Source organism: Bacillus salacetis (assembly GCF_049177075.1).
Lineage (GTDB): Bacteria > Bacillota > Bacilli > Bacillales > Bacillaceae_B > Rossellomorea > Rossellomorea salacetis_A.
The window spans coordinates 1572309-1584852 of record NZ_CP185377.1 but is presented as its reverse complement, the minus strand read 5'-3'; the positions used below and the strand labels follow the sequence as shown (position 1 = coordinate 1584852).

The window sequence follows — 12544 nt, the reverse complement described above, 5'->3', positions numbered from 1 at the left end:
CTTTATTCCAGATCTTCAGAAGGATTTTCTTCATAATCCTCTTCATCATTTACCGGAAGAAGAGGTTCGTCTGTCCTCGGGTATATGCCTATTTCACGAGCATCGGTTTCACTTTTAATATCAATCTTCCAGCCTGTCAGTTTTGCTGCAAGCCGGGCATTCTGGCCTCTTTTTCCGATAGCGAGCGACAATTGATAGTCAGGGACGACAACTGTTGTGGCTTTTGCCTCTTCATCAACCTGCACATCCAATACTTTGGAAGGGCTCAAAGCGTTTGCAACAAATGTAACCGGGTCTTCTGACCATTGGACAATATCAATCTTTTCGCCTTTAAGTTCATTCACGATTGCCTGGACACGGGCTCCCCGGGTTCCAACACAAGCGCCTACCGGATCGATTTCCTCATTTGCGGCGGCCACGGAGATCTTGGAACGGTCGCCGGCTTCACGCGCCACTGATTTGATTTCTACAGTTCCGTCAAAAATTTCAGGCACTTCGATTTCAAATAAGCGCTTCAGTAATCCCGGATGGGTTCTGGATACAAAGATCTGAGGACCCTTAGTCGTTTTTTCAACCTTCGTGATAAAGACCTTAATGCGGTCATGAGGCTTATAGGATTCATTCGGCATCTGCTCATTTACTGGAAGAAGAGCTTCAATTTTGCCAAGGGCCACATAAATGAAACGGCCATCCTGTCTTTGAACAATTCCGGTCATGATATCTTCTTCTCTGTCAGCGAACTCAGAGTAGATGATTCCGCGTTCAGCCTCTCTTACACGCTGGGTAACGACCTGCTTGGCCGTCTGTGCCGCAATTCTCCCGAAATCTTTTGGAGTGACTTCAAGCTCGACCACATCGCCAGTATCATATCCCGGATTGATTTCTTTCGCATCGTCCAGGGAGATCTCAAGACGTGAATCAAAGACTTCGTCAACAATTTCTTTTCTTGCAAAGACACGCATTGATCCATTTTCAAGGTTCAGGTCAACCCTGACGTTTTGCGCCTGGTTGAAATTCCGCTTATACGCAGAAACGAGTGCCGCCTCAATCGCTTCAATAATTACATCTCTAGAGATGCCTTTTTCTTTTTCAAGTACATTTAGAGCTTCAAGTAATTGAGAACTCATAGTTATGTCATCCCCCTTCTAATAAAGGTCCTTCCGTCTTATGAAAAAGTGACAGCCAGGCGCGCCTTAGCTACTTTTTCCATCGGAATGTCTACCTGTTTCTTCCTTGTCTTGATTGTCATTTCTATTGATAAAGAATTTCCATCATAGGACAGAAGCTTCCCTTCAATCGCTTTTTCACCATTGATAGGTTCATATGTTTTCACATGGACATTCTTCCCGACCGCTCTCTCAAAGTCCTTTTCCTTCTTGAGCGGGCGCTCAGCACCTGGTGAAGAAACTTCAAGGAAATAATTATGAGTGATCGGATCGATTTCATCCAGCTTTTCACTCAGCCGCTCACTAACGATTCCGCATTCCTCAATGTCAACACCGGTTTCTTTGTCGACAAACACACGCAGGAACCAATTGGAGCCTTCCTTAACATATTCAACGTCTACCAATTCAAGTGACATGTCATCTAAAATCGGTGTCACGAGTTCATCTACGAGTTCAGTAATTTTACTCATACATACCTCCTGGATAATAAAAAGAAATCTTGGACCAGGAATCATAATTCCCAGCTAATAAAATATCGGACCGCCTAGTAATATAGACAGGCAATGTTACAGCCTGGGCTGCAACCCCTGTCTATTACTTTAACTCTCGTTAGTCTGGTACAAGCCTGAAAGCTCAGCGAAATCCGCTTTGAAAGATATTTTATCATTCCTGTTACAAGATGACTTTCGGCTTGAGGGATGAAAGGCAGAGCAAGATTCGTTTCTGTCATAAGATGAACAAATAGAATCCAGTCAGGCAAAAAATCCCTAATCAACAACGAAAGAGTGGGGGCGCCCCACTCTTTCCTTCAGAGTTATCATTAGTATTTCCAATAAAAATATACCATAACCAACATTTTTTTGCAAACAAAAGCCTTGACAATCCAAGCTCTCATTAGAACAGAGATAATTGGTTCTGGTCAGGAAGAGCATCCAGGCATCCATGGTTCGTCAAATACTCAATGATTGTTTTGGAGACCCTTCCTCTTTGCTGAAGGTCTTCCTTAGAAAGGAATTCCCCTTCTTTCCTTGCATTCACTATATTGATAGCGGCATTTGTCCCTAATCCGGGAATCGCATTGAATGGAGGGATCAAAGAATCGCCATCAATGACAAATTCAGTGGCAGATGAGCGGTATAAATCCACCTTCTGGAACTTATAGCCTCTTTCACACATCTCCAATGCCAGTTCAAGTACTGTCAACGTATTCTTTTCTTTAGGGGAGGCATCCAGTCCCTTGCTGGTTATTTCTTCTACTTTGGCCCGGATTGCCTGGCTTCCCCTTACCATCGCTTCTATATCGAAATCTTCAGCACGGACAGTAAAGTAAGCAGAATAATACAGCAAGGCATGATGAACCTTGAAATAGGCAATCCTGACTGCCATCAGTACGTAAGCTGCAGCATGGGCTTTAGGGAACATATACTTGATTTTCTTACAGGAGTCGATATACCAATTCGGCACTCCATTCTTGATCATTTCCTCTTCCCATTCAGGCTGAAGTCCTTTCCCTTTTCGTACAAACTCCATGATTTTGAAGGCAAGGGAAGGTTCCAGCCCCTGATAAATCAAGTAAACCATGATGTCATCACGACAACCGATTACCTCGCTAAGGTTACAAATATTATTATGGATGAGTTCCTGGGCGTTCCCAAGCCATACATCCGTTCCGTGTGAAAGGCCGGAAATCTGAACTAGTTCAGAGAACGTTGTCGGTTTTGTATCCTCAAGCATTTGTCTAACAAATCTTGTTCCGAATTCAGGTATACCCAATGTACCAGTTTTACACATGATTTGTTCCTCTGTGACACCCAGGGACTCAGTGCCGCTGAATATCTTCATTACTTCAGGATCATCGGTCGGGATTGTCTTAGGATCGATCCCCGATAAATCTTGAAGCATGCGGATGACCGTCGGATCGTCGTGGCCGAGGATATCAAGTTTCAAGAGATTATCGTGGATTGAATGGAAGTCAAAATGAGTCGTTTTCCACTCCGAATTTTTATCATCAGCCGGAAATTGGATAGGAGAAAAGTCGAAAATATCCATATAATCCGGCACAACAATAATCCCGCCCGGATGCTGCCCGGTGGTTCTCTTAACTCCCGTGCATCCTTGCGCAAGCCTGTCTACTTCAGCACCCCTGATCTGGAGGTTGTTATCCGAAGCGTATCCCTTCACATATCCAAATGCTGTCTTGTCCGCAACCGTACCAATTGTTCCTGCGCGATATACATTATCTTCACCGAAAAGGACCTTTGTATAGTCATGTGCCTGAGGCTGGTATTCCCCGGAGAAGTTCAAATCGATATCGGGAACCTTATCTCCTTTGAATCCAAGGAATGTCTCAAACGGGATATCATGTCCGTCTTTCTTGAAGACATTTCCGCACTCAGGACAATTCTTGTTTGGCAGGTCAAAGCCTGATCCGACTGATCCATCATCAAAGAACTCCGAATGTTTGCACTTCGGGCAAACGTAATGAGGAGGGAGTGGATTCACTTCTGTGATTTCCGTCATTGTGGCCACAAAAGACGAACCGACCGATCCACGGGATCCTACCAGATATCCGTCACTAAGAGACTTCTTAACAAGCTTTGCTGAAATAAGATAGATAACCGCAAATCCATGTCCAATGATGCTTTTTAATTCTTTTTCAAGCCGTGCTTCAACGATTTCAGGGAGCTCATCTCCGTATATGCTCCTGGCCATCTCATAACTCATGCGGCGCATCTCTTCATCCGCCCCATCAATCTTCGGTGTATAAAGATCATCTTTGATCGGTTTGATCTCGTCGATTAAGTCAGCAATCTTGTTGGTATTCGTCACAACAATTTCCTTTGCCTTTTCTTTTCCAAGGAATGAGAAACAATCCAGCATCTCGTTTGTTGTCCTGAAATGGACATCAGGCAGTTTATGCCGGTTCAGCGGGTTGGCACCGCCTTGGGAACCTACAAGGATTTCCCTGTGGATTTTATCCGTTTCATTAATGTAGTGGACGTTTCCTGTTGCTGCAACCGGCAAATCAAGTTTTTCACCAAGTTTCACAATATTCCCTATGATCTCTTCAAGGTTCTGGTCCGATTGAATCAGTTCAAGTTCTATCAAGTGTTGATAGACTTCCTTAGGATGAACCTCGAGATAATCGTAGAACCGCGCCGCTTCCTCTACTTCTTCCGGGGCTTTTTGCATCATCCCTTCAAAGACTTCTCCCTTATCGCACCCCGAACCAACCAGGATTCCGCTGCGGTATTTCTGCAGCAGTGATCTCGGAATACGTGGTACACGATAGAAATATTCCAAATGGGATATGGTTACAAGCTTAAATAAGTTCTTGAGCCCTTCTTCCGTTTGAGCAAGCAGTGTCACATGTGATGGACGGGAACGTTTATATGCATCGCCTTTCCCCATGTAATCATTAAACTGATCATGGTAGGTGATCCCTTTTTCATTGGCATCTTTCAGCATTTTAAGGAGCAGATAACCTGTTGCTTCGGCATCGTAAATGGCTCTGTGATGCTGGGTAAGTTCCACATCAAATTTTTTGGCAAGAGTGTTTAACCGGTGATTCTTCATCTCTGGATAGAGAAGTCTCGCCAATTCAAGGGTGTCGATAACCGGATTTTCAGCCTTTCCTAATCCAGCCTTACCATAACCAACATTAAGGAATCCCATATCAAATGAAGCATTATGTGCGACAAGTACGGCGTTTTCAGCCCATTCTTTAAATGATTTCAATGCCTCTTCAACTTCAGGAGCATTCTGCACCATGTCATCCGTTATTCCTGTCAAATTGATGGTCGTTGCTGAAAGCGGATGATGAGGATTGGCAAAAGATTCAAATCTATCAATGATTTCGCCATCTCGTATCTTAACCGCGGCCAGCTCAATTATCGTATTATACATGGCTGATAATCCGGTGGTTTCAACGTCAAACACTACATAAGTGTCTTCATCAAGATTTCTATGGGCATCGTTGTATGCAATCGGCACGCCGTCGTCAACTAGATTGGCTTCTAAGCCGTAGAGGATTTTGATGCCGTGTTTTTTACTTGCGTTGAAAGCCTCGGGAAACGACTGCACGACTGCATGATCGGTAATGGCCACTGCTTTGTGTCCCCACTTACTTGCTTGTCCTACCAAATCGCCGACAGATGAGACTGCATCCATTTGACTCATTGGAGTATGAAGATGCAATTCAACCCGCTTTTCATCTTCCGCTGCTGTATCTTTTCTTAGTACAGGGGCGATCTCATTGACATCATTGGCAATCATGACGAGATCTCTGACAAATGTATCATTTTGAATGCTTCCGCGGCATCGCACCCACATTCCCTTTTTCACCCTGTTCATGATGGCTGCATCTTCTTTGTCACGTGAAAACATCTTGACCATAATCGAACTTGTATAGTCAGTGATTTTAAAAGTCAATAAAGTACGTCCGCTGCGAAGCTCTTTTGTCTCAGCCGCAAAAATGTATCCTTCAAGCGCAATTCTTCTTTCTTCATCATAAATTTGTTCAATCTTTCTGAACTCCGCATCATCCTTGATGGTCAAACCGATGCTGACAGGACCTGATGGTGCCGCATCCTGTTCCTTTTCATTAGCTTGCTTTTGCATTTCAATGACTGCCTGTTTCGCTCTCTCTTCATCTTCACGCCTTTTGGCCTCAAGGAATTTCTGATAGTCGTCATTTCCACTCTCAGATTGTTTTACTTCTGCATCTATCGAATAGGCAGGGAATCCGAAATTTTGAAATACTGATGAAATGAAGCCGGCATATTTTCTCTTTAATGCAGTCGCTTCAGTTGCATTTGATGTCTGAACAATGATCTTATTGCCTTTTACTTTAGGAACCTGCTGATTCAAAAGTGCAAGCAACGGTGGTGAAATGCCGTCAATTTCTTTAATGCATTCATTCCAGTAATCCAATAATTGTTCTTCAGTGTGAGAATGATCAAGGAGTTGGATTGTAAATTGAACCTTGGCAATGTGCTGAAAGGCTTGCTGGAGTCTTATGGAAAAGGTGCTCCATACAGCACAAGGTACAAGTTTTTCTAGAGTAAAGTAAAAATGCCACCTTTTTTCCTGGCGGTCTACCAGAAGCTTTTCGATCTGAGCTGAGTGAAAATGCTGAACAACTGCATCCTCTGTCAGTCCCAGCTGCATGAGTAATACTTGAAACCTCTCTTTTTTACCGGCGGGATTATCTCGCAAATCATTTCTCCCCCATTCATTTTTATCTATCTCTAAATAGTCAAAAATAATTTTAGTACATAATAAAGGGACTGACCTTATGATCAGACCCTGTTGTCTTTAGGAATTTTTAATGAATCCCTTCTATCATACCATAAATTCCATCCTTATTGATTGCGAAATAATTCCTGCAGCTTAGCAGCAAGTTCGTCTTTATGAACTTCCAGTACTTCACCTGTCTTTCTGATTTTCACTTCAACGACACCTTCAGAAGCTTTCTTTCCGACTGTAATCCGGAAAGGCAGTCCGATAAGGTCAGAATCGGTAAACTTGACGCCAGGACGTTCCTGACGGTCATCAAGCAAGACGTCAAACTTTTGTTGCTTTAAGTCTTCATAAAGCTGTTCTGCCAGCTCACGCTGCTCATCGTTCTTGATATTAATCGGAACAATATGAAGATCAAATGGCGTTAAGCTTGATGGCCATTGAAGACCATTATCATCACTGTATTGTTCTGCGACAGCTGCAAGAGTACGGGAAACTCCAATTCCGTAACAGCCCATGATCATGGATTGGGATCTTCCATTCTCATCAAGGTACTGCGCACCCATCGCATCACTGTACCTTGTTCCCAATTTAAAGACATGCCCAACCTCGATTCCTTTGGCGAACTGAATCGTTCCTTCACCATCAGGAGACAGATCTCCTTCCTGAATGAATCTAAGGTCAGCAAATTGATCGACATTGAAATCCCTGCCATGATTGACATTGGTAAAGTGGAAGCCTTCTTCATTCGCTCCGCAAACAGCATTTTTCATGAATTTAACTGCTTCATCAGCAAAGATTTTCACTTCAGCCTTCATACTGGCAGGACCTATGGAACCTACAGGCGCATTCAGCAATTCCTTGGTTTCTTCAGCCGTGGCCAGTTCAACGACAGATGCCTCAAGCAAATTTTTCACTTTGATGTCATTTACTTCATGGTCACCTCTGACAATGACCAGAACAAATTCTTCATCCACTTTAAACAAAAGCGATTTAATGCATTGTTCTTTGCCTGTTTGGAGATGGCTGCTGACTTCCTCAATGGTTTTAATCCCAGGAGTTTCAACTTTCTCCATTTCCCTCTCTGCTTCTGTTGATTCCTCATAACGAGCTATTACCGGTGCCATTTCAATATTAGCTGCATATTGGGAGGTATCAGAGTATGCAATCGTATCTTCTCCAATATCTGAAAGAACCATGAATTCGTGGGTATCCTTCCCGCCCATTGCTCCTGAATCGGCGATTACCGCCCTGAAGTTCAAACCGCAGCGGTTGAAAACATTGGAGTAAGCTTGAAAGATCTTCTCATATGTTTCATCAAGGCTTTCGTAGGAGGAGTGGAACGAGTATGCATCTTTCATGATGAATTCCCTTCCTCTCAGCAACCCAAAGCGCGGCCTTTTCTCATCCCGGAATTTCGTTTGAATTTGGAACAATGTCAATGGCAGCTTTTTGTAAGATTTGACTTCATCCCTGACAAGGGAGGTGATGACTTCCTCATGGGTTGCACCCAGTGCGAAATTCCGCTTATGTCTGTCTTCCAAACGCATCAGTTCAGGGCCGTACGTACTCCATCTCCCTGATTCCTGCCATAACTCTGCTGGCTGGAGTGCAGGCATCAATAGTTCAACTCCGCCTGCATTGTTCATTTCTTCCCGAATGATTTCTTCTACTTTTTGGAGGACCTTGCGTCCAAGAGGAAGAAAACTATAGATACCGCTCGCGTTCTGTCTGATAAAACCCGCACGCAATAACTGCTGGTGACTTTTCACTTCTGCATCCGCTGGTGTTTCTCTTAGAGTCGGAATTAACGTCATACTTTGTTTCATATCCTACCACCTCAAACAATATTAGTTTCTTTATGTAATGCTGCTTCCCAAGACTTTAAAACTATTCAATATCACCTGTACTACGAAATCTTTTCATGGGATCATCAAAAGAAAAGAGAACGAACAGGTTCATTCTCTCTTCTGCCTTTACTTATATTACAGGAAGAACCGCTGGATATCATTCCATGTAACCACAAGCATCAATACCATCAGAAGCGCAAATCCTATAAAGTGGACCATCCCTTCCTTTTGACGGTCTACCGGCTTTCCTCTGATTGCTTCTACAGCAAAGAACATCAGTCTTCCACCATCCAATGCCGGGATAGGAAGAAGGTTCATGATACCGAGGTTGATGCTTAGGATCGCTCCCCATCTCATCAGATAATAAATGCCGGATTGAGCTACGATATCAGTAGATTGGTAAATGCCGACCGGGCCTGACAACGCATCAATCGAGAACTGCCCTGTAACCAGCTTTCCTAGCATTTCAAAAATAAGCACTGTCCATTGGTAAGTCTGCTCGAAACTATTGGTTACCACTTTCAAAGGAGATTTCTCCACAGGACTATGGACGCCTATGATGCCTATTTCCTTGTCCTCTATCACCTGTGGTTTAGGTGTTACAGAAAGTTCTTCCGTATTTCCGTTTCGATCGACAGTAAACAGCAATTGGTCCCCCGGATGTTTCTGGATGATAGTGACGATATCTTCCCACGTAGAGATTTCATTGCCATCAATACTCAGGACTTCATCCCCTTGCTGTAAACCGGCTTCCCTGGCTGCACCATCATCGGTCAGCTTCCCAAGTAACGGTTCATTGACAGGTACACCTTGAAGCAAACCTACCAGCAAAAAGATGACAAACGCCAATATGAAGTTAAAAAGCGGACCTGCAAAGATTGCCATTGCTCTTTGCCCCAAAGTTTTTGATGCGAACTGGCGGTCCCAGGGAGCCACTTGTGTTTCAACACCATCTTCAATGATGACAGCGTCCCTGCTGATAGAAAAGGTCTTCAGCTCTTCTTCGCCATCTTCGTATCCCCTGACGAAAAGCTTATGCTCAAGATCGCTTTCTTCAACTTCCACTACACGGATATTTGGATATCTGTCCTTGTTGTTAAGGATGATCTTTTGAATGGTTTCATCCTCATTTAGAACCAATCCTACACGGTATCCAGGTTTGATATCAATCATTTCAGGATCCTCACCCGCCATACGGACGAAACCTCCAAGCGGGAGAAGACGGATTGTATAGGTTGTTTCTGATTTCTTATATGAGAAAACTTTTGGCCCGAAGCCGATTGCAAATTCCCGGCACATTATTCCCGCTCTTTTGGCAAAAATCAAATGTCCTAATTCATGAAAGAAAACAAGTGCGCCAAAAATAACAATAAAGGCTATCACTGTCTGCAAATAGAAAACCACCTTTGTAAATGATGTAGAGATGAAATACCTTGCCTTTCAGCCCCCTGGAAGTTATGCAAGACTGATTGAATTTACAAATCGCCGGGTATCTGAATCTATGCTTCTGATTGTTTCTAAATCCGGCTGTTTAATCAACTCATGCTTTTCCAGCGCCTTTTCAATAAGAGTCTCAATCTGAAGGAAAGAAATTTCTCCATTAAGGAATCTTGCAACCGCCGCTTCGTTTGCTGCATTCAGGACAGCCGGCATAGATCCGCCAGCTTTACCGGCATCAAATGAATACTTCAGGCAGCGAAAGCGCTCAAAGTCCATTTCTTCAAAATGAAGCTTACCGAATTCCGCCAGGTTTAACCTGCTTCCATGGTTTCTTTCAAAACGATCCGGATAAGTCAAGGCATATTGGATCGGCACCCTCATATCAGGTGTCCCAAGTTGGGCCATTACTGAACTATCATGGAACTCCACCATGGAATGGATGATGCTCTCTCTATGCAATAATACTTTGATATCCTCAAAAGGGATCCCAAATAGCCAATGTGCCTCAATGACTTCCAATCCTTTATTCATCATTGTAGCAGAATCGATTGTAATTTTGGCGCCCATGGACCAATTGGGATGGTTAAGGGCCTCATCTACCGTTACACCTTCCAGTTCTGCCCTGGTCCGGTCTCTGAAGCTGCCTCCCGAAGCTGTAATGATGAGAGATTCGATATTCTTTTGATTTTCTCCCTGAAGACATTGAAAGATGGCTGAATGTTCACTGTCCACCGGAAGAAGCGGTACGTTTTTCTTACGAGCCGCTTCCATAACAATATGTCCTGCTGTAACAAGGGTTTCCTTATTCGCAATAGCTATGGTTTTACCCGCTTCAATTGCCTGTAAAGTCGGGTATAGTCCAACACTGCCAAGGACCGCATTCACTAATACATCAGCATCATGGTGGCACGCGACTTCAAGAAGCCCTTCCTCTCCCCAAAGCACCCGCGTCCCGGATGGAACTTCGTTTTCTAGAGAAAGTGCGTCTTCCTTTAACTGGACCGATACGATTTTTGGACTGAATTCATTTATTATCTTTTTCGTTTCACCTATATTTCTTCCGGCTGAAATAGCCGTAAGTTCAAACTGTTCCTTATTTTCCCTGATGACATCCAGGGTTTGCAATCCGATTGACCCGGTTGCCCCAAGTAAACTGATTTTCTTCAACATATTCACTCCTACATAAAAACACTTTCTGCTCTATTCTTACTTCCCTGATTTCCCTAAACCTATAAAACATTAAGAAAGTGAAGGAGAGGCAGAACGAATAACAGACTGTCAAAACGGTCGAGGATGCCTCCGTGTCCAGGCAGCAGATGACCCGAATCTTTAACATTATAATGCCGCTTCAACGCTGATTCCACTAAATCTCCAATTTGTCCAAAAACAGATAGGATAGCTGATACAATCAGCAGCTTGGGAAGGGAAATATTCAGGTCGGCAACAAAAGTGAAGATGATGGCTACAATCATTGCACAAACCACTCCGCCAATGGACCCTTCAATCGTTTTATTAGGACTGATATCCGGCCAGAGCTTTTTTTTCCCGAAAGCCCGTCCGATAAAATAAGCACCTGAATCAGTCGCCCATATCAGGAAGAGTGAATAAAAGACGAACTGAATTCCTGCATCAGCATTCCTTGTCTCAATAAAATAATAAAAACCTATGCCTACATAGAGAGTGGCAAGGATAGAGAACGCCACATCATCAAACGAAAATCTGTTCTTAGCTGCGACAGTGTATGTCAAAAACAATAGTACCGCCAACAGAGCAAGTTCAATTTTGCTGTAACCGAGCTCCTCTATAACATCAATATATTGATCGGGAAGTAAAAAAATCCATAAAAGTGCAATAGAAATAATCCCGGGGACTGAAAATATTTTGAGATTCCTCATTTTTAACGCTTCATACAATCCTATTGTTGCAATTAAGTATGTCAATAGTAAGAATGGCGTTCCTCCGAACAGTACAATTGGCAGAAAAACAGCCGCTGCTATTACAGCAGTAAGTATCCTTTGTTTCATTCTAATTCCTCACTTTGTATACCGCCGTACCTTCTTGACCTTCCCTGGTAAGCTTCAATAGCCTCTATTAAATGTTCCTCTTGAAAATCCGGCCAAAGAACCGGTGTGAACCAGAATTCAGTGTAGGCAAGCTGCCAGAGCATGAAATTACTCAACCGCATCTCTCCGCTCGTACGGATCAGAAGGTCGGGATCAGGAAGATCCTTTGTCATTAAATAACTCGAGAAGGTTTCTTCGTTTATTTGGTCTTTATCTATTATACCATTGCTGACATCATTTAAGACATCTTTAACAGCTTCCATGATTTCGAAACGGCTTCCGTAATTCAAAGCGAAGTTTAAAATAAGCCCATCATTTTGTTCCGTTTCTTTCATCGCTTTCTTAATGGCATTTGCTGTATGGGAAGGAAGCTTATCTTCATATCCCATCATGGTGACCTTCACATTTTCTTCTATCAATTCCGGCAAGAAAGTTCCAAGGAATTCCTCAGGCAATTTCATAAGGTATTCAACTTCCATTTTGGGCCTCTTCCAATTTTCTGTTGAGAAGGCATATAAAGTCAATGTCTTTACTCCAAGAGAGTTTGCCATCTTGGTGATTTTCCGTACCACTTTCATGCCTTCATGATGGCCTGCTATTCTTGGCAGGGCTCTCTTCTTGGCCCATCTTCCATTGCCATCCATGATAATCGCGATATGATTAGGGATTCGATGCTTTAACACTTCATGAAATTTTTCGTCAAACTCAGTCTTATCCTTTTGACTTTTCCATAATTTCATTTTATTTAACATAATTGATCCTCCACAAAAACAATAGTATCAAT

The 12544-nt window shown here is 43.1% G+C and carries 8 protein-coding genes; all 8 read right to left on the bottom strand.

All coding sequences use genetic code 11. The features are described 5' to 3' along the window. Nucleotides 1-2: 2 nt before the first annotated feature. Complete coding sequence (gene nusA / locus ACOJQI_RS08010; protein WP_421384646.1) at nucleotides 3-1127, bottom strand: transcription termination factor NusA; 1125 nt, start codon at nucleotides 1125-1127, stop codon at nucleotides 3-5. Between the two features lie 38 nt (nucleotides 1128-1165). Then, on the bottom strand, nucleotides 1166-1636 hold the full coding sequence (gene rimP, locus ACOJQI_RS08005) for a ribosome maturation factor RimP (protein ID WP_421384644.1): 471 nt from the start codon (nucleotides 1634-1636) through the stop codon (nucleotides 1166-1168). 424 nt (nucleotides 1637-2060) lie between these two features. After that, nucleotides 2061-6383, bottom strand: a complete 4323-nt coding sequence (locus tag ACOJQI_RS08000) for a PolC-type DNA polymerase III (RefSeq protein WP_421384642.1) — start codon at nucleotides 6381-6383, stop codon at nucleotides 2061-2063. Between the two features lie 146 nt (nucleotides 6384-6529). Beyond that, the gene (locus ACOJQI_RS07995) at nucleotides 6530-8236 is read right to left on the bottom strand and encodes a proline--tRNA ligase (protein WP_421384641.1); all 1707 of its coding nucleotides are present in this window, start codon (nucleotides 8234-8236) and stop codon (nucleotides 6530-6532) included. Nucleotides 8237-8392: 156 nt separating this feature from the next. After that, the gene (rseP, locus tag ACOJQI_RS07990; RefSeq protein WP_421384639.1) at nucleotides 8393-9649 is read right to left on the bottom strand and encodes an RIP metalloprotease RseP; all 1257 of its coding nucleotides are present in this window, start codon (nucleotides 9647-9649) and stop codon (nucleotides 8393-8395) included. Nucleotides 9650-9712: 63 nt separating this feature from the next. Next, nucleotides 9713-10864: a 1-deoxy-D-xylulose-5-phosphate reductoisomerase gene (gene dxr / locus ACOJQI_RS07985; protein ID WP_421385423.1), complete on the bottom strand. Its 1152-nt coding sequence runs from the start codon at nucleotides 10862-10864 to the stop codon at nucleotides 9713-9715. A gap of 62 nt (nucleotides 10865-10926) precedes the next feature. Continuing rightward, complete coding sequence (locus ACOJQI_RS07980; RefSeq protein ID WP_421384638.1) at nucleotides 10927-11721, bottom strand: phosphatidate cytidylyltransferase; 795 nt, start codon at nucleotides 11719-11721, stop codon at nucleotides 10927-10929. Then, nucleotides 11718-12512 carry an isoprenyl transferase gene (locus ACOJQI_RS07975; protein WP_421384636.1) on the bottom strand — a complete coding sequence of 265 codons (795 nt, stop codon included), beginning with the start codon at nucleotides 12510-12512 and terminating at the stop codon, nucleotides 11718-11720. The genes ACOJQI_RS07980 and ACOJQI_RS07975 overlap by 4 nt, the downstream gene beginning before the upstream one ends. Between the last annotated feature and the right edge of the window lie 32 nt (nucleotides 12513-12544).